A 21,573-nucleotide genomic window follows, 5' to 3' on the forward strand; every position below is an offset into this window, starting at 1 on the left:
CTGTCCGGGCAACGTAGCGTGACTTTCTCACCGGCTATTGTACTCAGTGGAATTACTAATAAAGCGGTTAGCGCTGCTTTCAGCAGTATCGGCATGGGCAAGTATGGGTCTCATTCTGATGTCGTTGCACGATAAGATACTTAACCCTGACGTTAACGAATTGGATCATAGAGACATTTTGCATAAGCAGACGGACATTCTCCCGTCGGCAGTATGGAAAAACCTGGTGTGGAGTGAAGCGGTCTACCTGGCGAATGGGATCGCAGAAAAGCAAAAAGCCTGCTTAGTTTCCTAAGCAGGCTTCTTAAATATGGCTCCTCTGACTGGACTCGAACTTCATCTGTATCTCCTGTTATTACGGACTTTGTTAAAGTTAACTATATTTTTACCAACATATTTACCATCATTATTATTTTCTTATCAATAAAATGTCAATTAAAAACAATTTGTTGTTGTCATAATCATCTAACTATATGAATCTCATTTCACTTTAGACATCAACATGATGTTGTCGTTATTTTTGTAAAAATAATTAATATAAAACAATTTGTTATTATGTAGAAAAGAAAAAATATTTAGTCAAGATGAAAGCACTTACATCCAAGATCACCTATCTGCTCTCACACCATCCTGAAAACCCGCCCCTCTTTTCCACTTTCTCTATCATGTTGAATGGGTTAACTTTTATGAAACACAAAAGCAATGGGTAGAACAATGACTACACAAAAGGAAATGGAAGAACTCAGAACAGCGTTATCTTGGTTTGATGTACGCCGATATGATGGCCTGAAAGATCTCACCCTAGAACAAATCTATGCAGAGCTTGAAAGACGGATGTTGGCTTACAAAACAAGACAACAATGGGAAACAGCAGGCAAAGATAATCAAATGCAAGCTATATACCATGATGCCAAAATCAGATGTGGTGATGTGATACTTCAATCGGACTGGATTTCAGACAATCACAGACTGTCACATAGCTATGCTGTAAGACCAATGAGCAGAGTCCAATTGTTCAACTATGGGCGGGCTATGTATCGGCTGGAGACTTCAGAGCAAACAGACCCTGTTACAGTGAGTTCGGACTACATCTCTGAGTATCTTAAACAAGGAGGCATGAACCCTGCTAACAAGATGCTGATTGAAATTGACTTGGAAGAAGCCAGCAGTGACGATCTCGCAGAACATCTGAAAGTACTGATTGCTCTATGGCAAAAGCACCTAAAAACGCCTAAACCGCCGAAACGAAAGTTTAGGTTTGGTCATAGGACCTTTGAAAGAATACTTGATTACAAAGTCATCCCTTTGATGGATTTGATCTCATGGGAACAGCTCTACAACGAAGGTAAGAATATACCTTTCACAATTTTAGCTGACATCCTGCATGGTAATAATGGGATCCGAAGTAGTGAGAACATCAAAGATACTGATTATAATTACGCGAAAAGTTATCTTGATAACGATGAGTACTTCAAGGTTTTAAATGATTTCTATATCAAAAATAATATTTTAAAGGACTGGAAAATTGCTGAAGTCATAACAATTAACGATAAAGCTCCTGATAAAAATAGAAAGTAAACACAAGGGATGTTCACATTCTGCGAATGTCCCTATAAAGAGTATCCCGCCAAAAATTTCCGCGAAACTCACGGTTAGCGAACGTCCCTAGTTTATAACCAGCCAAAACCCTAGAATTATCTCCATCGAACAACACAGGAGATAAACATGGTTCAAAACAAAACAGATAAACATCCAAAGCTTATTCGGTTATCCGAAGTAATAAGAAGAACAGGATTTGGTAAAACGTGGATATATACCTTAATAAGAGCGGGTAAATTTCCTAAGCAAGTAAAAATCGGATTGCGGTCTATAGCATTTATTGAAAGTGAGATAGATGAATGGATTTGCAAAATCATTTCTGATTCTCGCAATCATATCTAAAATATATTTATTAAATAATGAGGAGTTAAGATGAAAAAAGGTGATATTGAACTTTGTGGTTTTATAGTTACTAATGACGAAACAGAAATATTTGCAGAACTAGCTATAGAGAACTTTAAGAAACATGTTGTGGTTATGGCTCAGTGCATGGGGGATGACTATAAACGACATTTGTATGACAGGAAATATATTGAAGAGGTTTTCAATAAGGTTATAGAAAGAACAAAAGAAGATTTCAATAAAGCGATGAAAGATGATTCAAGAACGGAATATAGGTTATTCATGGATAAAGTCAAAAATAATCTGGAATCTATATATTCATTGTTTTGTGTTCACTTGTAATAAAAGAGGAAAATAAATGAAAGAGAAAAGTATGGAATGGGACGAAACCCCGATTAGCATAATGGCAACAAATCCTGAAACAGCAAGTTTCATCTCTGATGTGATAGATACATACAATGAGTTCATACATTATCTATATTATAACATGAAGGATGGTTTATTTTTAAAAATAATAAGGGATGGGTTGATTGTAGAGAAATATATTAAATGTATTATCCAAATGACATTGAATGAATGGATAGAAGATGAAAAGGACACAAAGAAAATACATTTACATGAGACTAAGATTGTTATGACAGGTTTTCATGACATTATTATTAAATGCCATGAAAAGAACAGCCCTATCGTTTATTATAAAACTATAGAGCTAAGCCACAACAAACAAACTATAATCTAAAACAAGGAGTAATAACATGAGTGAAAAACTGATAAAAGAATCCCAGAAGGTTTTCATGCATATGGCAAGTTTATTCTATGAAATGAAAATAAATACGCTTAAGGAAATCCGTCCCGATGAAGTAGAGACATTAATGAAGGATGATGCATTCATGGATGGTATTTATAAGGCTTGTATCAAAAATGCAAGTTCATCGTTTAAAAAAGTAGTCAGGGCCGAGTATTTTGAAGTAGGACATTCAGTAAAAATGGTTGATAAGGTGGTGGTATTGATGACACTACGTGTTAATCACAAAAAGAGATTAGGTATTATTTAAAAAATCCATCCAGCCTCATTTGTGTGGCGGAAAATAAAAAACAAACAAATATCATTTAATAGTGAGAAATGATCATGAGAAAAAATATTGAAATTAAAAATGTATCTACAGAGGTGTTTTATTATTTGGCCCTGCGTTCTTTTGAAGCAAGCTGGAAATCCTTGCAAGAGATGTGCAGTTATAATATCTCGTACTATGTTGATGATGCCGAAGTGATGAGTCTGTTTATTCAAAATGTGATAGCACATATCAGCAATCACTTCTACAAGTTTACTTCACTGGAAGGCAATAGTGGAAGTCTTACTGAGGTTAACTTTGAAGAGGTGGCAGAACGGCTTGTACGCCATTCTTGGATATTTTGTAAGTAACAATATAACCTAAATAATCCGAGTTGCAGGAAGGCGGCGACGCACATGCAGCTTGAAGTATAACGGGTATAGATCTGGAATATGGTTGTGCCATCATCAATGTCGTTTATAACAACTAATGTCTTACTGATTATTTACTGAAAAATAAGGATGAGAAAATGAAAGAGATTGTATTAAACAGTCATGATAAAACAAAAAATGAACTTATTGCTAACATCTTACAAGGGTTCTGTAATGAGATATATGCTATTTACGAAAAAGATCCTGAAACAGCAATCTCGATTTTGAGTTGGGGGAAATATTCAGAAGTTATTTATGATGTATTGATAACTCGTGAGATAATGAAATACTCTATTAAAAATAATACATATGATATCGATAAAAATGATTTGAAGGAAGAGATCTTACATTGGCATCTGGAGCATATCATTGAACTCGCGTTTAAGAATATAAATCAGGATGAAAATCAAGACCCTGTTTATTGGAAGTTAAAAATGACGGTGATGTGATATTAAAATATGATGAATATTCCCTCGTGTAGAGGGAAATAATCCTGTAATGAAGCGGAGATAACCAATATGATTGATGAATTCCATGTTATGTATATGTATAAAAAAATCCAAGCTGAAGCTGCGACGACTGATATGAAAACACTGGAACAGCTTTTGAAGAAGTTCCGTCAAGTCGTTGCGGAGCGCCGGGAAGAATACTATCTGGAGATTGGTGAGAAAAAGGTACAAAACTTGGGGGCTAAGAGATTACAACAGTTGCTTGAGAAAATGGTGCGTGAACGTGTATCGCCGGAAAGCTTATTCAAATAATGATAGCCCGGACACGAAATGTGGACGAACATACCGGGTAAACTGATAACAGCAATTGTAATAACTCGACTGGTGAAGGTATTGTTAGTTTGTCTAAAGCATACAGGGGTGTTGAACTGATGTGATAGTTGCCATCTGGCAAAGTAGTGCCTGATAGCCTTTCTACTTCCTCAGTGGAGAGAACTGAGTGAGGTTTTGGGCAGACCATTCCATTGCTAAGCTGGCTTTTCATGTTGAGAAGGGTTCTGATGAAATTAGAGAGGACTTGCATGGATTTTGAAGAGAAAAAAGAACGAGCCATTTCCATTATGAAAAGCAAGAAAATGTGGAGCAGTAACTATGCCCCCCCACTGCTACGCCTCGCATGGAAAATGGGTATCAGGATACCTCCGTTGCCTTTCGCGAGATTCTGGCAAGTCGCTTTGTTGATGGGAATACCGATTGGCTCTGTCTGGGGAATACTGATGTGGTTTTTTACATGGAAGGAATCGGGGATGGATCCAACTGATGCTATTGCTAGAAGTTTGTTATTTGACGTTTGGATGGGGATTTCTATGGCGTTGTACCACTGGTGGAGAAGAGTAGCTAATAATCTTCCAGATTGGAATAGTCTTGAGTAAAACAGGCTACATCCAACAGGACGTTAGCTGAAAGCGATAGAAAAATGTTTAGAGTCTACGTTCATAATCCGTGACTATTGAAAATGCGTAAGTTTGTGGGAAAATGAGGACAATGCTAGCCTGATGAAAATTGAACTGACAATAAAACAGAAAACAACACTTGAAGAGCTACAACCGCGTAGCCGTGATCATCATGTTCAGTACAGGTACGCTTTCTTCTGCCGAAAATTGGTCAACTGCCATGATCACTTAGTCTTAGCGTATTAATGAAAAAAAAGGACCCACGGGGGTCCTGTAAAAGGATGATAATTTTATAGTTGTGAGAAATACAAAATAACTATATCAGCAAAAGGAACGGATAAAAACAACGAAAAGTGTTCAATTTTGTACATTTATGGAAGGTAAAAATCATTTGCGAAAACCATGTCGTATGCAGGAATGATGGCGGCGGATTGACAGGGGGATGCCGTAGGCAACTGCGGGGATGTGGTCGGAAATTACTATTTGCCGATACACATCATAATAAAAACCGCCAAATCAGATTGACGGTTTTAGAGTGATTAGATCGCAAAGTCTTCCAGTGTTTTACCTGCTTCGATAGCAGCAGTGATTGCTTTAGGAGTTCGGCCCTGACCTGTCCAAGTCTGCTCATTACCGTTTTCATCTGTATATTTGTATTTAGCAGGGCGTGGAGCACGAGTCGATTTGGCTTTAGGCTGAGATGAGCCAACAGCAGCAAGGAGTTCTGCTGGATCAATACCATCTTCTAACAGTTTCTGGCGGAAGGCTTCAAGCTTAGCCTGACGTTCTTCTTGTTCTTTACGGACGGCACTTTCTTCCTCACGACGATCTTCAACGATTGCTGTTAACTTTTCCAGCATCTCTTCAAGCGTTGCCAGATCAGTTTCACGGGCCTGTGCGCGAAGTGTACGAATATTGTTCAGTGCCTTGAGAGCTTCACTCATAGTATGTCATCCGGTGTTTTAAAATGGGTGTTTAATAAAAGAATGTAGGCGGTGTTGTTGAACAGTCAAAAAATACCGGCCAGTCAATAATATAGTAAATATTGTCGGTTAAGCAATCTTAAAACATCCCATTTGACACGTATAACATTGAGTAGTTCTTCAAAAAAACATTTTCCTGCGTTTTTGGCTTGATGGTTCGAACTCTGATGAGATTTGGGAGAGTTGTTCAAGACTCTGTTCAACAGAGCGCTGAAACTCAACAGCAGCTTCTGTACGCTGTTTTATCACCAAGGCTACTATTTCGTCATCGCTTTTTTCTGAAATTGCCTTGCGGTATAAAGAACGTTCTTGACATAATTCAAGATTACCTGATGACTTCGCTGATGTGTTAGCTTTTGAACTGCTGATGGGATTTAATTCATCAATAAAGCATTCAATAAGAGATTCTCTCCTTTTATCAAGTTTGCGAAGTTCGGTATGTGCAGACTTAAATTTTTGAGCCTGAGCCAATGGAATGTCATCGGAACGCAGTTTGCGATATTCATTTCTGTATTCTTCTATCGAAATATGATTTTTTAGTTCTTTGACTGTGTTTACGTATTCGATTAAGTCACTGTTGTCTGTTTTTACTTTTCTCATATAAAACCTCGTTAATAAAAATAGTGGATATTTTATATTACGAGATATGGTGTTAGTGTAAAATTAGCTCTTTAGCTCTCTTGGCAAGAAAATACCTTTAATGCAATCGTGGTTTATTACGGCGATTTTTTTAGCCTGTTTTCCCGCTGGTAATTAATTTTTATTATTCACTATTTTCTTTTTGTCCTTCAAGTAATAAGTTTTCATGAAAGTTAAACGATCACCATTAAACATATAGTCTGGATTAATAAAATAATAGTTCTGTATCATGGTCTCTGCGATAAACTTCTTGTCAGCAAGTTCTTTCATTCCTTTGAAATATGTTGTTCTTGATATTTTCACTACATCTTGTTCAACAATATCGTATGACATCAAAATAGTATCAGTATCCTTATTATCTCTGATAGCAAGATAAAGGATCTTGAAAACTTTTTTACCCGATGAAGAAAGTCCTTCGATAGCCGATACTCCGTCAACATAAAGTTTCACGAACTGTGTCTTATCTATCTCCATAGCCTGATAGAAACCGCCATTACCAACTTGCTCTCCAGTATTTTCATTAACTAATGCTAATCGATCTTTTCCTGTAGTAATACGTCTGACGCCAGTTTTTGTATGTAGACTCGTATCATTAAGAAATGGGTTTTTAGTATGACGTGGGAGACCTCTTCTTGATTTCTTTACTTCAGTTTGTATCTTATTTTCTATCATGGTATTTACTCCTTTATTTTTTAGTTATACATTTAAGTAAATACTATAATTTGCGTACAAGTCAATATTTAAAGTTTATATTTTTAAGATTAACTAACACTTAATGTTTTTACTTGTGAAACTTGTAGTGCTACAGAATATATATAAATAACACTTTATCATTTTTATTTGAGAATACTTATCAACTTAAGTACCGGGATTCGGGACTTTAACTCCCGGATGTCGGTACTTGGTTTCAAGCTATAGCTGGCCTGAGCGCATTTTTCTTCTTCATTATTAAATTAGCGAAGCTGAGAACAACTATACAGAGGCATTTTAGGGGTATAGTTTTACTTTTTATTGCATTGTTTATCTCTCTTCAATTTATATCTCAGCGAAGTGATTGTTTCAAACAATCACTAAGCGCTGCTGATATCTTAGTAAAGATGAAATTGTTTTTCCTTTACGTCACTGCGGCTACCGCCGAAATTCTTCATGGATAAATCCATCATCAACAGGGATGAACCCTGTTCCAGCAATGTGATTGTTTTGAACAATCACGAAGTGCTGCTGCTGAAAATATAGTTTTACTATAGGTTTAAGAGCAAATGCTATATGTCGGTAGTAAGATCATATGTGCAGGCACAGGATCTGTTTTCGATTTTAGTATAATACTTTGAACATTAAATCTCATTTCATATCAGTGTTAGGGCGTAGCCGTGCGGCAGCACATGAGCGTTAGCTCATAAGATAAATATTTTATTCAAAAAGAATAATAACAAAGAAGTAATCCATGTTGCGCATGGTGAGTTAAATTTGATTTTCATCAGCGATAAATGGTATTTAATTACATAACAGACAAAATAAGGAAGGCATGTAATGAAATACATAAAAACAATAAGTATCTTTAAATCAAATGAAAACATCCCTTTTATGACGTGTATCGTAAACGATATAGAAGAAAATAAAAATGGGATAAAGCTTACACTGGAAAACAGCGAAAACATCAATATTAAAGATTACGGTTATTTCTTCCTGTCAGAGGCCGAAGGCGATTTGGATAGGGAGCGAATGGTAAGTAGCTACAGGAGATTGATTTCTGAACTCAGTCAGATCAGTGAAGAAACCGTAAAATCATTAATGCTCTAACCTGAACATCCCACTGCTGCTGTTATAATGTTAACTTCATGAAAAATATTACTTTTTAAGTAAAATCAGAAATCGGTAAGTGATAAAACTCGTGTGTTCATCACCGAGCAACAGGGCTATAAGCTATGCCATGTCGGCTTAGGTCAAGTCTGTGACATTTTCCTCTGCTTCAGATCGCTGTAGACAGGTTTTGTTCCACCTATAAAAGTATCAGAACAAATCATGTGTGCTGCTTCATTCCTTATCCCTTGATCATTTAGATAATGCACGCCAACTGTGGCTATCGAACATTTCCCATTACCCCCCCCAATCAATTGATACAAAAGATCGATAAATCAATATTGATAGCTTTAATCGATTGAAATCTGATTATTGATCGATGCTTTAATTGTTTATATCGATCGATTATATGTGTTTAATAGTTATTGCCTATCAATTGATTTTTATCGATCGATTTAAACGATATGACGAACAACAAAAATAATTCAATCCTATCAATTGATTAGACGATAACTCCTGATCTACAGGTCAGTGCGCCGGGATTGGGGCATACGAATCTGACTAAATCCTTGAGGAATAGATGAAAGGACATAACTTCTTACCACTGGCGGTCTCTCTGGTGTTTCTTTCTGGCTGCCAGCAGCTCAACGATGGCGTGAATACAGTTAATGGAGCAATCAGTTCTTCGTTGTCTTCAGTAGGTAAAGCGCTGGAGGGAACTGCCACCATTCAAAACCTTGGCCCGGTATCGTCTGTATCTGGCCTTGGTGCTGTCTGCAAAGACTATGAAGAAAACGCAATGGCAGCAGAAAAAAAATGGACAGGCAAAAGGATCTCTATCACCAATGCCACTGTTCTCGAGGTTACGAAGGGCAGAAGTGCCAGCGATATGATGACGGGAATGCCTAAGTCAGCCCCTAATTATTACCTTTTATTTAAAACCTCTGATACCAGCTACTGCGGCGGGATGGTCTGGCTGGATTACTACTCTGGTATTGATGATGCAGTTCTTACCTATAAGAAAGGCCAGAAAGTCAGCGTCACCGGAACAGTAAACAATTTCGAAGTCCGTGGGTTCGCTACCGTCAACAACGCCGATATGCCAGTTCGTCTGGTTGTATTGAGAAACGGCACCATTAGTCATTAGAAGGGATAAGAACTATGCGTAAATTTTTAGCCATTGCGGGTCTTGCCGTGTTGTTATCAGGCTGCGGTGAAAAAGGCGATCTTGAGAAGGCGATCAACGCGAAAATATCGCAATCAAAGCTGTGCTACTCCTTGCAGGACAATGACATTGTGTTCAATAAGGGCTTCCCCATCCGGGTCAATCACGGCTATCGTTCTGCCGGATACAGTGCCAGTGATGGAATCCTGAAAGGACTTGCTGAACAAGGGCTGCTTACTGTTTCGCAGCAACCTAATGGCTTTGGCAGTGTTGATGTTCTGGAAGTAACAGACAAAGGCCAAGAGGTTGAGTTTTGGGATCGTGAGCAAGGTGCTTGTGTAGGTCATCGTGCTGTTGCTGAGATAAAAGAATGGACCGAACCGGGAAATGGTAATCAGAAAGTTGTTCGCGTGTCTTATACATGGAAGTTGGCGGATGTTCCTTCATGGGTGGACAAAAAAGCGTTCTCCAGCGTCAAGGGTATGAATGAACCTGAAGAGAGCATGATTACTCTTGTTAAAACCAGCAATGGCTGGAAAGCGATCTAAGGGGTCTATCATGGAAAACAAAACTATCCAGTGTCCGTTTTGCCTGAAAGAAAGTCAAAGAGGTGTTCACGTTTGCACCGGCTGCATGGCGACTGTTCTGTATGGACCTTCCCCGGCTGGTATGCTGCTGTGGTTATCTTACTTACATTCGGCCTGTCTATCCTGATCGGAATGTCGACAGGCATCGCGGGAGCTACTATCAGCCTGCCAATAATTGCCGCTGTTGGGTTTGTCGCAGGTAAGGCAATTTTCTCTGATAATGTTGTGTTCAGGCGAAGGATGTAGCTTTTAAAATGGAAAGGGCTATGTTCTTCTCATGGCCCTTGTTGAATTATATGCAGTTTTATATGAATATGCGATTGATGTTTGAAACTTAATATTATAACTTTGGTTTATTCTATTTTGAACGAAAAGCCTCTATTATCAGTTGATGCTGTGAGGTTAACTTTTAAATTGATCATTCCCCTTGGATATTGAATCGGGATTCCGCGAAAGCATTGTATATGCTCTCGTTCGGGAATGGTGAAAATGTTGCCTGCTCTGCCGCAACTTTTAATGCAGCACAATAATGCTTATTGCCATCCCTTACTTCAATGTTTTTAAGTTTTCCATCATAAGCAAAATCTAAATGCAATATACACTTTTTACCAGACCAAACATACCTTTGAGCAAGTTGTGATTCGATAGCATCTTTAATCGCTCTGGCCTGTTTTCCATATTCATCATTATCGGTGAAACGACCGGAGCTACAACTGCCGAGAGCTGTTGTTTTATGGCAATCAGCTGGATGAAGTGGTGCGCAGCCAGTGACAGAAACGACTAAAGCCAGTATGGTTAATGGTTTGTTCATATTTCTTATCCTGCTAACAAATATAAAAAAGAAATTATATTAATGTCATTTTAGAGAACTATATACAGATATCAATAAAACTATTATTTATTTTTTACAAGCAATAGTAGCATGATCCCACCAAGGATTTTCATTAACATGAATATAATTGATAGAAAATCCTGAGTTAGTTATTTCTTCCTTGAGACAGTCAAGAGGTTTTAATGTACGCCATGGTTGACCTTCATGATAGAGTTGATAACTCTCAAGGTCATAGTTGTTAATATCTTCTTGCTGCTTAGGGAGACCACACATTGTAGATATTATTAAAATACCATCTGATTTAATCAGACGTTTCATTTCCGCGAAGCAAGTTAATCTGTCTTCTCCAATGATGCAATGTAAGCAACTTCCGTCATAAATAATATCAAAGCTTTCGGAGGGGAAATGAGAAATATTGCAAACATTATCAACATAAAAACTACCTTTCAGGTTTAATGATGAAAATCGCTCATTAGCCCATATAATTGCTGTTGGGGATATGTCGATGCCGTAAATATCATAACCTTTTTGCGCCATCAGTTGCGAAGACATCGCTGCATTGCCACAACCAAGTTCAAGAAATTTTGCAGGTGGTGCCGGGAAAAGATTTTTTTTGTTAAGCATATCAAAAATATGATTCAGTTGCTCCCACGCTCTTGCGTATCCTTCACCTGTCCAAGCATCAAGATTTTGCTGGCGCAATATCCGATATTTTTTTTCATACGTATCATCATTGTTCATATTTGAACATCCTCGTTTTAGCCCCATGATTAAAATTGATTTATAATACCGTGGCTAATCATTAAACTGCATGACTTATTTCACATTTTTTATCAAAACATGTGTTCTCATATCAAAATAAACAAGATATTTAACCTTTGAGGTTGTAGTATATATGTGGTGATTTTAATGATGATGGAAAACATATGGCAGATTGTATTTTTTTGATAGGGCTTGGAGGCGCGGGTAAAAGTACAGTTGGTAAAATCCTGTCTGATATGCTCGGATATATTGAGATAGATCTTGACAGCGAATTTTGTGAAAGAATCTCTAACATTAGAGAGTATATAAAGTTGCATGGTTATGAAGCCTATCTTGAGAAGAATTCTGCATTGCTGAAAAAATTAATGATTGAATATTGCCAGCACGATGTGTTATTTATTCTATCTTCAGGTTTTTTATCTACAAATGTTCGTGCAGATATAGTGGAGGATAATAAGAAAGTAGTGAGTGAAAGTGGTTTCTCTGTATTAGTAATGCCCTCCCAGAATTATGATGAAGCTATGAAATGTATCATAGATAGACAACTTAATCGGGGTTTTTCTTTGTTGAGAGAGAAAGAAGAGGAGAAATTCAGTCAAAGATTTAATGATTATGTTGATATGGGAAATTTAAAAATTTTTTCAATGGAAAAACCTGAATATATAGCGGCTAAAATAGCAAGTGAACTTGGTAAGCGTTCAGCTTAACAAACTAGCTTTGCTGCCATACCCGGAAGACACAGGTTGAAGTAGTCCAGTTGAAATGCCGCCATCATTACCAATAACCCGGAGGTTGTGGTCTCAGGGGGTTACTTTTTCTGGAGTTTAGAGATGGTACAGGAGCCACGTTCTGATCGGCATTATGTGGTTCGTATTTAGGACGGCTTGGGAAACGAGTGATTTCATCTTTTGTTGGTTTGTAGTCATCAGTGTTAAATCTTGCTCGTTCCTCATGTGCATAGCGTGGAACATAGATACCCTGCACTTCATCAAAGACATAGTTTTCAGCAATACGCTTATCGTGTTCAGCATCAACGGGAACATGGGCTGGCTTTTTCTTGGCCCAGATGAATTTCTCTTTGAAAAAATCGACGATATAGGTGGTGAAACGCTTAAATATGCCAATCTGACGGGGTTTAACCTGCTTTCTATTGCTCATGGGAGCGCGGTTTATCGCTCCGGCTTTTCCGGAAGAAGGTGTTATCAGCTTAGTGGATTTATTCGGTTCAGGAGCAACCTGAACGGGAGTTCCTTCTCCTGCCAAACCAACCTTACTTATCTTGTTTGGATTAAGGTAAGATTCTACGGCTGGCCTTCTGTATGGTTCAGATGCTGTAAGAACAGGCTGCTGCTTTGTTGTTGCCGGGTAGTCAGGACGAATGATCTCTTCGGGTTCAGCAAGATGTGTAATCGTAAAGCTTCTAACATCAACGACGATTTCAAGATCAAGTTCACTGAATGTTTTGTAGACTTCAACTGCTTCCTGCTTCGCTGCATCACGAACAGCCTGTTCTGCGGCCCTTTGCCCCTGAGCAGCCTTACTACGCCATTTGGCACTGTGGGTACGTTTCATTGCAGGGCGGTTTGTTTCGGCGGCTTTAGCAAGCCATAGCGCTTTTTCTTCATTATCCAGAGCAACCGCTGCTTTCTCTAATGCTTCCTCATGCTGGGCTTGGAGAGAGCGATGGTCAATACGTTCTGACGAGCCAGCGGCAGCGAGATAGCTGTTAGCCATCGATGCCCATGACTCACGCCAAAGAACGGACATTTTTCTGTCATTCCAGCTTCTTTCTTTTTTACCAAAACCTTCCGGGCCTATGGTTTTTAATGTCAACATGACGTGAGCATGAGGATTATCACTATCAAGATCATGGAAAGCGATGTCAGCAATCATGCCTTTTTCAACGAAATTTTTTTGACAATATTCAAGGACAAGTTTTTTCTTGTCATCATTGTTTAACTCGGCAGGAATAGCAACATTGAAATAACGGGATGTTTGACCGTTGTGTTGGCGCTCAACGCTTTCAACTTCATTCCACAATGCTGTAGAGTCTTTTACTATGTATTCTGGGGCATTGGCGGGAGCTAATATGAAATGCCCATATAAATCAGTACGGCGGCTATAATCATACGTATCACCTGTTCTTTCATCTGTGATTTTGCAACGAGCATGGTAAGCAGCTTTCGCAACGGAAGACCTGCCTTCTGAACGTTTCACAATTTTAAAATCAAGATGAAAAATAGCCATACAATAAAAACAACCTCAATATAAATTTAAATATCAAACCAAAATATAAATCTTAAATATAACTATGCGGATTTTAGTTTTTCGTAAGAAAAACTCTGGTGTTGACGTTGACCTTGTTTCCGAAGGAAACGGTGTTAGCCTGCGGCAGGCAACCGTCGGTAGACCCCACACGCTCACGAAGTGAGTGTATAGGTGGGCATTGCTTTATTTTTATATCTCCTGACGGAGCTAAAAATAACGACAATGTAAAAAGTTTTCTTACCCTTAATTAATAGCACTAGTTTTAATATCTGTGAACTTAACAGGGCAGGAATCGGATGAACGGCTGAGGTAGGATAATAATGTTAGATATTTGTGTTTTAGATAGCGCCCGTAAGGGCAAAAGAAGTGTTTTTCACTCCCGCCGTAAGGCGGGAAAGCGTAATATAGATGAAATGGCGAAAATAACCGATGCTTTTATGTGTTGCACAATTCACAGGCTAAATTCAGAAATCAGAGTTTAAAAGCAATAGGTGAAATAGTTTTTATTGATTTAATAAAATAAGTAACGCGGAGAGTATCAGATAATTAACGTTAGTGATTGCACTGGTATGTGTTGCTTGTTTTTATTTTGAGCTTACTGGCATCATATTTTTAAAACCAAAACACCATTTTTTCGGGATAAATCCCATCATTAACAGGGCAAGCCTGTTCAGCTACTGATTGTTTGGAACAATCATCTTGCGCTGCGTGTCCTACCAGCGCTAGAATATATTTCTGAAGGTTTGCGGTAAGAGACATTAAACTTGAGTTATCGATAATCTGCTATCCAGATTGTGTAGGATGTTTTTTACTGTAGCTGATTAGCGCTACTGGAATATCCTTAATGATTTTTATAGAAGGGGTTTCCATGATTTTCTGCATTCCACAACGAAGCATCACACCTTTTGATGCTGTGTTGTTGTCTGCACAACGGGCCATTATTTCCGGTAATTCAAGCTGGTCAAAACCGTATTCAATAACTGCATTGACTGCTTCCGTGCAATAACCTTTTCCCTGATATTCCGTCCCAAGCCAGTACCCCAGCTGCGGGATCTCATTTTCAGAAAACCTTAAGCTTACTACGCCAATGAGGTGTCTCCTTTTTTTCACTGTTATGGCTAAAATAATGGAGTAGCCCGAATTCATTGCAATAATAGAGTTGTTTACCCAGCGGATACTCTGTTGATGACTGAAAGGCGTCGTAAAGCTGGACGTCCACATCGAGATTAGGGGATCACCAGCCAGATGCTCTATAGTTGTGGCATCACTCAATTCAAGAGGGCGGAGTAACAACCTCTCCGTAACTATGTGCTGAACTAACATGGTCTGTTTCATGAAATTGTCGGTTAAGGTCGGCATCAAACATTCTTGTTTCAACTCTAAGCTTCTCTTTGAGCAAATTCAAGCAGTTTAAGGAGTCTTGTAATGTCATCATTCTAGCCAATCCCTGATATCTGCATAGTAATTAATTGCTATCAGTGAAATTTTGTTTAGGAGGGGTGACATCCCTAAAAACAATAATCCATTCATACTGTTCTTTTGCTGAAATATTCTCTTTTTCAAAAGCATGATGATATGCAACAGCTTCATTTGGCAAATCTGTTGCTGAGTGGATGTTGTAAATATTGTCTGAATTAATAGCGAATGATTCAACTGACTGTGCGTCATTGATACAAAAATGAAATGGGGTAAGATCGTTATTAATAGCGCTTCCACGAAGAGCAACTTGAGCTATAGAGATACTTTTTTTGCGTAAACGTGCATCAATTCTTTCTTTTACTGACCTCAATCGTAGATTACTGTTCTCGTGACTTCCTTTGTTTTTAATATGCATATTGTGAAGCATAATAAGTGCTTTATTATTTTTACCGTAAATACCTATTGTATTGGTGATGTTTTTTGCCATTTCCTCCTCTCTCCATTCAAAAAGGTTGTTAGTGATTTTTAGCTTCTGATATTCCAGATCTTGTTCGGATTTTATTGACAACCAATCAACCGGGTAATCAGATAATAATCTTCTTGGTATATTATCAATACCGTGATATGGAATATCATGTTCAACTAACCAAGTTAAAAGATCGAATGTTTCTCGTGTTCTCATCACTAACGGAAAATTCAGTAATATTTTATTAGCACAATCTCCCTGAGATCGAGACAACTTCATACCAAGATAATCAGCTTCAAATAAACAAATCCAGTTTTTGTCAACGTGCTTTTTCATAAACTGATGTTTGAATAAGGTGAATTGGGAAACTCCGTGTATGGACTCTCCAATAAAAATAATCTGATGATGGTTTATATCATAATCAAGAGCTTTCATTTTTTATAACCAATCGAGACATTTATATTTTTCATCATAAATGAATTAATCTATTAAAGCAATGCCAACACTATTTTGTTAAAGAGTAACTTTTTTCAGTAGTTGTGGTTTTTTTTCTAGCGACCAGTGTCGGGTGGGTGGGGCGATATCTAATGTGTTAAATTTGACTATATAAGCGAGAATGATATAACAAATAAATATTAACAAATGGAGAGTAAGATGAAAACAAAAAATATAGGGTTAGATGAAATGGGGTATAATGATATAAATGTAGCCATTAAGTTTTTAAACTTAATAATGAGCGAAGAATTTATAAATCTTCATAATGAGGACGGTTTTTCATCAGAGGTTTCTGGCATGGAGATCAAAAAAATAATGACTATGTATATCTTAGGGTTCGATAAAAATGAAAAGGAAAAGAATAAATATATTAATATCATCTGCAAGATGATTGATGGGAAATTGAACATTGGTAGACTATAGGTATCATTTTAACATGATACCTATAATTATTAAAACCATTCGCGAATGTCAGCTGAATAACCCTTACTAGCGGTGATTAGCATATCAAGAAGATCAGTTAATCTCTCATTCGATGTTGTCATGAATATCAAATGGTCAACGTCTGGTGTTTTACAATAATCATAATGATCAAAAGAATGAAAATTTCTACAATGGAGAGGTCTGACTTTGTAAATTGAACAGCTTGCAGTAGTTCTATCCAAAAAGGGGCAGTAATCATATTTATCCAGTGCTGGTTCTATTTCAACTATTTCTTTTGCTTTCTTGCCTGTATATTCTCCGATTAATATTGCTTCAACAGCTGTTACAGATACTGGGATTTTGCAGCAATGGGCACAACCTTGTTGGCAGACCGAGTATGCAGGAACCCCTTCTTGTATGCGAATCTCATCTGATAAATCAAGTAAAAACTGCGTTCTTTCAGTGTCACTTTTGCTTGATATGAATTTATCAACCAATTTGTTAAGCACGTTGATATCATAATCTTTTGGCCCTGCCATTTTAGAGCCAACCAATGCAGGGTTATAACGTTTGAGTCTGGATTTTATTAAATCGCTATCATCGGTAATTTTCATTTATAGAAATCCTTTAATTAAAGACTGAGCATTAAATATGAGAAGCTTACAATAATTAATGATGATTGTGAGATGAATCTTGTTAAGGTCTAATTCTATTTAAGTTGATTTATAAAACTGTGATTCATATTCCACTATTCAAAAAGAATCAGGGAATTTGCCATTTTATCTGATATAGGTTAAATGAAATAAAACGTCAAAGGAGATTGTATGAGACTTGGAACGCTAGATGAAGTAGCATTAACTTTACTGGGAGTTAATGCAATAATGTGGGGTATAAACATTGGATTAATGAGTTTGTGGTTTATAAAATAAAAATAGAATGCCTATTGTTATTGTTCAATAATATGTTAAGGAGTAATTGATCGCAATAAAAGGAGATGTTATGTATAAAAATAATGACGAAGCTATCGACTGGGAAGTAAAAAGACTTCTCGATGATGGTATCTACACTGATACAGAACAAGCCTATTTAGCAGCAGAAGAAATAGTAAGCCGGATTAGGGAACAAGCAAAGCAAAGCCAGAATAAGCAACAGTTTAAATCTCGTATTAAGTCAATCAAGAAATAACTGAGCCGTGGTAATAACTATGCTGATATCCCTTATTCAAAAAGAAATAAATATTAGGGAAAAAGTTATGATAGCAAAGAACATCAAACAACAAATTGCTTAAGCTCAGAAGCATTTATACTTCTTGGAAGCTAAAAAGAAACATCAAATTAAAAACAAGATACCCGACAGCAGATTATTTTCGGTGCAGAGGTTGCCAAAGTATTAGGGTGTGATATTAGTGCAGTTGATGAGGCTGTGGTCTTTAAGATTTTGCTTGCGCTACCTAAGCTTGAAGAAAGCGATATTCAATTATGTCGGACACAGGGGCAAGTCTATACTGATACTGTTATAAATAAGTCTGCGAAGTAAATATCTTTTTCATATCATAACGATGAGCTGGGCTGAATTTTTTTAGACCGGTGAACTGTTGAACTAGATAATTGAGTTCCTGTTATCATTATCTTACGTATACCATATTTTCATATTTTTATTGAATGTGAAATGGTTCAATGCGTTATATCATCTAAAAGTACACGCTCAAGACAGTTATTTTTCAATGAAATATAAATTATTTCTGACAGAATCATGAATAAATCATAGGCTGCTATTGAGTCTATCTTTCCATTGTTGTGTGCGATACCACAATGGAATAGAATCTGATAACCATTCCATGTGAATACATAAGAGTTCACTATTTGAAAAAGTAATTAAAGTCTTATTTAATTTGAGTGTGTTAATTAAACAAGTAGTCCATGTCCGGTGAGTGAATAAATTTTCATTATTTTTTATAAATGGTTTTAAGTGCTGAGATAATTTGCTATTAAATGCAGTGCGAATTAATAAGTCATCATGGTAGTTTAGCATTGTTAAATCAGGGGAGTGTATCAAACAAATTGTTTCGTGATTATCTATGTGCATCTGAATATTTCCGTTATAATAGAGGTATAGATACCTACAGTTAGGATTGTTAGCACCCTTTAAAGGATGCTAACAAGAAAGTAATATTATAACTGCGCAACTTCTACAGGTACTGGTTTTCCTATATAGTAACCTTGCAGCCAGTCAACACCCATACCTGTTAGCATATTAGCTATTTCTTCGTTCTCTACAAATTCAGCTACAATTTCCATATTTTTTAGTTTTGCTATATCACAAAATGATTTGACTGCATGATAGCTAAATGGATCTGTAATAATGTTTTTTATAAAAGAACCATCAATCTTTAATATGTCAGCGTTCAGGTTTCGTAATCTTTCATAGCTGGATGAACCTGTTCCAAAGTCATCAATAGCGATTTTACTACCAATGTCACGTAATCCTTTTAATGTATAAGATACATTCTCATCGTCCATTATTTCAGATTCTATCACTTCAAAAATTATGCGATTGGGTGAAATGCTATATTTTTTAAACATTAATAAAACATTATCCAGAAAACTTAGCTGAACTAGCGTTTCAGGTGTAAGGTTTATGGAGAAAGAACAATTAGGATCCGTCCCTTCGCGGGATTTCATAAATTCAAACGTTTGCTCTATAACTGTTAGGTCTAGTGCAGGAAGTAAACCAGCATTTCGGGCTAGAGGTAAAAAAGTATCCGGGAAAATCAATTTGTTATCTTCTGTTTTTAAACGAGTAAGAATCTCATGGTAGTGAGTTTTCCCATCTATAGAGATAATAGGTTGTGCAGTTAGTACGGTAGCCACAATCGGCTGTGCCACCAATAAAAATGCCCTATTATCTATAGCTCGTTGTAGAGCATTACGGATAATCCCCGGCCTTACTATACTATCTCCCGGGACTAATGTATCTACCATATCTACTGTATCTATTACAATTGGCTCACCATTAGACAATGACAAAAGGCTGTTGATATTTAAAAGCTTTATTATTTCTGAGTAATTATGAATTATTTTATCATTAGTAGTATATGCTAAACCACAGTTTATCCCTAAGGATATACATTCCCACTTGAATCGATAATTGTTAATGATTTTATAAAGTTCGATGATATTAATATTTTTATCTAGTCGAATAATGATACCTTGTCCGGGTGTGTAATATACTTGTTCCTCATTTTCACAATTCAAGTGCTTTATTATTTGAAAACTCAATTCTTTTACATATTTGAATCGAAATTCAGGGCCGTAAATTTTTTCTAATTCATCCAGTTCGGTGGCCCTAACCATGCAAAGTAGTTTTGTTGTATGTGCTTTAAAGTCTTTAAGAAGTGCATAATAATTTTGCAACCCAGTATTCGGCTCGGAACGAGAAATCCTTGTAAGTTGCCTAACATTATTCCGATTATGTTCAGCTAAAACACCTATAACAACAATCATTAATGAGTAAATTAGCATTAATGTCGAAGATGTAATTAAACTATGAAGGTTGTCATCAGTTATAGATGGATTCTTGAGTGGGATATAGCCATCAACAAAGTTACTTAATATTGTAAGTGTGACTACCCAAACGCAGCTAATTAAAGCATGGCTAATGTAAAGCGCTCCCCAGACAAATACTGGCAACAACCATAATAATGAGTAATCACTAAATATTAAAGTGTTATGCTTTTGAAAAATTAATAGACTTGCAATTACAATAATTGATAAAGCCCAAATGATCTGATATGAGGCTATTGGTCCGCTTTTTATACTTGCCTTAATTTTATGTAGATATAATATTCCCCATTTTGGTTTATGGCAAAATCGGAGTAAAAGATAACAAAATGGAATGCCTGTTATACATGAGTTCATCATCCATTGAAAGTTTATCAGCTTAATTGACGTGAAAATTTCTGTGGAGGATGCAGGGGCGAAGTTAGCTTGTAGCAAGTGGTTAAATAGTAAGAAAAGAACTGAGTTACAGCAAACGAGCCACATAATACGTTTTGTTGTTAACTCGCTACGGCCAAAGCTAACTGAACCAAGCTTCCCAGTTCTTAAGCTATAAATTAGCTGGCTAATTATTGCGGCCAGCAGTTGCGATGTCAGTAACAATGTTGACTGCATTGGTTCAAATAAAAGGGAATGAAGAAAAAGAACACCAAGTATAGGAAGCGCTCTTATTCTGTATAACACGAGTAAAGCTGAAATTAGTGGTAGGGTCAGATCATATAATTGTACTGTTGTGCCATCGAACTGTACTTCACCTGCTAGTACATTAGCCAATTTTAGTAAGCAAAAAAATGCCACTCCAGTAATTAATGGAACTATCTTCCTTTTATGAAGAGGCTGTTTTGTGTTTTTTGATGTAATCATGTCTATTTGTCATCATTAATATTGTTGGTTATCATGGGTTTTTGTGTTTCTGGATTGTTTCTATCATTTATTAGTTATCTCTTTACTTTATAAAAAAAGAACTACAGATCTTTTTTGCAGGTATATATAGAAGTTCGTCGTTCTATTGGCAGTATAGTATTGATCGGTTATAGCGTTCAATATTATTTTTGTGATAGTTAATGGCAATTAATTTCAAGTTTATCAATCGGTTTATGCTATCGATTTATAGTTTCTGTTTTATGTGTTTGAAATATGTAATCGATGTATTATTGTTGGCTATTTTATTCTTTAAATATATATTTTTATAGCCGTCGATTTGCTAATTTACAATGCTCCTTTATAAATAAACACTATCCCTGTTAATAGAATAAATGCCGAACTGGTTAGTGTTAATAACGAGGTGAATTTATCTCCAATCAACTTTTTGGCGTTAGCTGCAACAACCAAAAAACACATATCAGAGAAT

26 protein-coding genes and 2 pseudogenes are annotated in these 21,573 nt (G+C 36.7%); 18 read left to right on the top strand and 10 right to left on the bottom strand.

Features of this window, described 5'->3' with window-relative positions:
• Window positions 1–103: 103 nt before the first annotated feature.
• The 10 genes from FDW94_RS20855 (at window position 104) to FDW94_RS20900 (ending at window position 4,805) form a co-directional block, all read left to right on the top strand.
• Window positions 104–295 carry a hypothetical protein gene (locus FDW94_RS20855; RefSeq protein WP_137378175.1) on the top strand — a complete coding sequence of 64 codons (192 nt, stop codon included), beginning with the start codon at window positions 104–106 and terminating at the stop codon, window positions 293–295.
• A gap of 419 nt (window positions 296–714) precedes the next feature.
• On the top strand, window positions 715–1,578 hold the full coding sequence (locus FDW94_RS20860; protein ID WP_137378176.1) for a DUF6387 family protein: 864 nt from the start codon (window positions 715–717) through the stop codon (window positions 1,576–1,578).
• A 147-nt stretch (window positions 1,579–1,725) separates the two neighbouring features.
• Window positions 1,726–1,941: an AlpA family transcriptional regulator gene (locus tag FDW94_RS20865; protein ID WP_137378177.1), complete on the top strand. Its 216-nt coding sequence runs from the start codon at window positions 1,726–1,728 to the stop codon at window positions 1,939–1,941.
• A 30-nt stretch (window positions 1,942–1,971) separates the two neighbouring features.
• Window positions 1,972–2,283, top strand: coding sequence for a hypothetical protein (locus FDW94_RS20870; RefSeq protein WP_137378178.1), 312 nt, complete (start codon window positions 1,972–1,974; stop codon window positions 2,281–2,283).
• 16 nt (window positions 2,284–2,299) lie between these two features.
• On the top strand, window positions 2,300–2,680 hold the full coding sequence (locus FDW94_RS20875) for a hypothetical protein (RefSeq protein WP_137378179.1): 381 nt from the start codon (window positions 2,300–2,302) through the stop codon (window positions 2,678–2,680).
• A 16-nt stretch (window positions 2,681–2,696) separates the two neighbouring features.
• Window positions 2,697–2,996: a hypothetical protein gene (locus tag FDW94_RS20880; RefSeq protein ID WP_137378180.1), complete on the top strand. Its 300-nt coding sequence runs from the start codon at window positions 2,697–2,699 to the stop codon at window positions 2,994–2,996.
• Window positions 2,997–3,070: 74 nt separating this feature from the next.
• Entirely contained in the window at window positions 3,071–3,364 is a 294-nt protein-coding gene (locus FDW94_RS20885) for a hypothetical protein (RefSeq protein ID WP_137378181.1), read from the top strand.
• A 158-nt stretch (window positions 3,365–3,522) separates the two neighbouring features.
• The gene (locus tag FDW94_RS20890) at window positions 3,523–3,873 is read left to right on the top strand and encodes a hypothetical protein (protein ID WP_137378182.1); all 351 of its coding nucleotides are present in this window, start codon (window positions 3,523–3,525) and stop codon (window positions 3,871–3,873) included.
• A 69-nt stretch (window positions 3,874–3,942) separates the two neighbouring features.
• Entirely contained in the window at window positions 3,943–4,185 is a 243-nt protein-coding gene (locus FDW94_RS20895; RefSeq protein ID WP_137378183.1) for a DNA-binding protein, read from the top strand.
• Window positions 4,186–4,454: 269 nt separating this feature from the next.
• Window positions 4,455–4,805: a DUF6404 family protein gene (locus FDW94_RS20900; RefSeq protein WP_137378184.1), complete on the top strand. Its 351-nt coding sequence runs from the start codon at window positions 4,455–4,457 to the stop codon at window positions 4,803–4,805.
• 560 nt (window positions 4,806–5,365) lie between these two features.
• Here FDW94_RS20900 and FDW94_RS20905 read toward each other — a convergent pair.
• The 3 genes from FDW94_RS20905 to FDW94_RS20915 all read right to left on the bottom strand — a co-directional run bounded on the left by FDW94_RS20905 (window position 5,366) and on the right by FDW94_RS20915 (window position 7,120).
• A complete protein-coding gene (locus tag FDW94_RS20905) occupies window positions 5,366–5,770 on the bottom strand; it encodes an H-NS family nucleoid-associated regulatory protein (protein ID WP_137378185.1) in 405 nt (134 codons plus the stop codon).
• Window positions 5,771–5,929: 159 nt separating this feature from the next.
• Window positions 5,930–6,409 carry a DUF4756 family protein gene (locus FDW94_RS20910; RefSeq protein WP_137378186.1) on the bottom strand — a complete coding sequence of 160 codons (480 nt, stop codon included), beginning with the start codon at window positions 6,407–6,409 and terminating at the stop codon, window positions 5,930–5,932.
• A 153-nt stretch (window positions 6,410–6,562) separates the two neighbouring features.
• Complete coding sequence (locus FDW94_RS20915; protein WP_137378187.1) at window positions 6,563–7,120, bottom strand: replication/maintenance protein RepL; 558 nt, start codon at window positions 7,118–7,120, stop codon at window positions 6,563–6,565.
• Between the two features lie 858 nt (window positions 7,121–7,978).
• On the opposite strand from FDW94_RS20915, the gene FDW94_RS20920 reads away from it, so the two are divergent.
• The 4 genes and pseudogenes from FDW94_RS20920 to FDW94_RS20935 all read left to right on the top strand — a co-directional run bounded on the left by FDW94_RS20920 (window position 7,979) and on the right by FDW94_RS20935 (window position 10,246).
• The gene (locus FDW94_RS20920; RefSeq protein WP_137378188.1) at window positions 7,979–8,248 is read left to right on the top strand and encodes a hypothetical protein; all 270 of its coding nucleotides are present in this window, start codon (window positions 7,979–7,981) and stop codon (window positions 8,246–8,248) included.
• A gap of 580 nt (window positions 8,249–8,828) precedes the next feature.
• Window positions 8,829–9,395 carry a hypothetical protein gene (locus FDW94_RS20925; protein ID WP_137378189.1) on the top strand — a complete coding sequence of 189 codons (567 nt, stop codon included), beginning with the start codon at window positions 8,829–8,831 and terminating at the stop codon, window positions 9,393–9,395.
• A 14-nt stretch (window positions 9,396–9,409) separates the two neighbouring features.
• Window positions 9,410–9,961: a lipoprotein gene (locus tag FDW94_RS20930; protein ID WP_137378190.1), complete on the top strand. Its 552-nt coding sequence runs from the start codon at window positions 9,410–9,412 to the stop codon at window positions 9,959–9,961.
• Between the two features lie 10 nt (window positions 9,962–9,971).
• A pseudogene (locus FDW94_RS20935) lies at window positions 9,972–10,246 on the top strand (hypothetical protein).
• Between the two features lie 172 nt (window positions 10,247–10,418).
• Here the strand turns inward: FDW94_RS20935 and FDW94_RS20940 are convergent.
• Both FDW94_RS20940 and FDW94_RS20945 read right to left on the bottom strand, forming a co-directional pair.
• Window positions 10,419–10,811 carry a cell envelope integrity TolA C-terminal domain-containing protein gene (locus FDW94_RS20940; protein WP_137378191.1) on the bottom strand — a complete coding sequence of 131 codons (393 nt, stop codon included), beginning with the start codon at window positions 10,809–10,811 and terminating at the stop codon, window positions 10,419–10,421.
• Window positions 10,812–10,898: 87 nt separating this feature from the next.
• Window positions 10,899–11,573: a class I SAM-dependent methyltransferase gene (locus tag FDW94_RS20945; protein ID WP_170974260.1), complete on the bottom strand. Its 675-nt coding sequence runs from the start codon at window positions 11,571–11,573 to the stop codon at window positions 10,899–10,901.
• A 185-nt stretch (window positions 11,574–11,758) separates the two neighbouring features.
• On the opposite strand from FDW94_RS20945, the gene FDW94_RS20950 reads away from it, so the two are divergent.
• Entirely contained in the window at window positions 11,759–12,301 is a 543-nt protein-coding gene (locus tag FDW94_RS20950; protein WP_137378193.1) for a shikimate kinase, read from the top strand.
• A gap of 67 nt (window positions 12,302–12,368) precedes the next feature.
• Here FDW94_RS20950 and mobQ read toward each other — a convergent pair whose 3' ends face one another.
• From mobQ to FDW94_RS20965, 3 genes are all read right to left on the bottom strand, one after another.
• A complete protein-coding gene (mobQ, locus tag FDW94_RS20955) occupies window positions 12,369–13,841 on the bottom strand; it encodes a MobQ family relaxase (RefSeq protein WP_137378194.1) in 1,473 nt (490 codons plus the stop codon).
• An 804-nt stretch (window positions 13,842–14,645) separates the two neighbouring features.
• Window positions 14,646–15,221 (bottom strand): GNAT family N-acetyltransferase, encoded by a 576-nt coding sequence (locus FDW94_RS20960; protein ID WP_137378195.1) that lies wholly within the window; start codon window positions 15,219–15,221, stop codon window positions 14,646–14,648.
• A 106-nt stretch (window positions 15,222–15,327) separates the two neighbouring features.
• Window positions 15,328–16,182: an erythromycin esterase family protein gene (locus FDW94_RS20965; protein WP_137378196.1), complete on the bottom strand. Its 855-nt coding sequence runs from the start codon at window positions 16,180–16,182 to the stop codon at window positions 15,328–15,330.
• A 219-nt stretch (window positions 16,183–16,401) separates the two neighbouring features.
• Here FDW94_RS20965 and FDW94_RS20970 point away from each other — a divergent pair, with 219 nt between their 5' ends.
• Window positions 16,402–16,665 carry a hypothetical protein gene (locus tag FDW94_RS20970; protein WP_137378197.1) on the top strand — a complete coding sequence of 88 codons (264 nt, stop codon included), beginning with the start codon at window positions 16,402–16,404 and terminating at the stop codon, window positions 16,663–16,665.
• 29 nt (window positions 16,666–16,694) lie between these two features.
• Here the strand turns inward: FDW94_RS20970 and FDW94_RS20975 are convergent, their stop codons facing one another.
• Window positions 16,695–17,279: a YkgJ family cysteine cluster protein gene (locus FDW94_RS20975; protein WP_137378198.1), complete on the bottom strand. Its 585-nt coding sequence runs from the start codon at window positions 17,277–17,279 to the stop codon at window positions 16,695–16,697.
• A 385-nt stretch (window positions 17,280–17,664) separates the two neighbouring features.
• On the opposite strand from FDW94_RS20975, the pseudogene FDW94_RS20980 reads away from it, so the two are divergent.
• Window positions 17,665–17,847: pseudogene (locus FDW94_RS20980) on the top strand (hypothetical protein); the annotation flags it as partial.
• 180 nt (window positions 17,848–18,027) lie between these two features.
• On the top strand, window positions 18,028–18,201 hold the full coding sequence (locus FDW94_RS24575) for a conjugal transfer protein TraD (protein ID WP_349290473.1): 174 nt from the start codon (window positions 18,028–18,030) through the stop codon (window positions 18,199–18,201).
• 635 nt (window positions 18,202–18,836) lie between these two features.
• Here the strand turns inward: FDW94_RS24575 and FDW94_RS20990 are convergent.
• Window positions 18,837–21,086, bottom strand: coding sequence for an EAL domain-containing protein (locus FDW94_RS20990; RefSeq protein ID WP_137378199.1), 2,250 nt, complete (start codon window positions 21,084–21,086; stop codon window positions 18,837–18,839).
• Between the last annotated feature and the right edge of the window lie 487 nt (window positions 21,087–21,573).

The organism is Citrobacter sp. wls757 (assembly GCF_005280935.1).
Lineage (GTDB): Bacteria > Pseudomonadota > Gammaproteobacteria > Enterobacterales > Enterobacteriaceae > Citrobacter > Citrobacter portucalensis.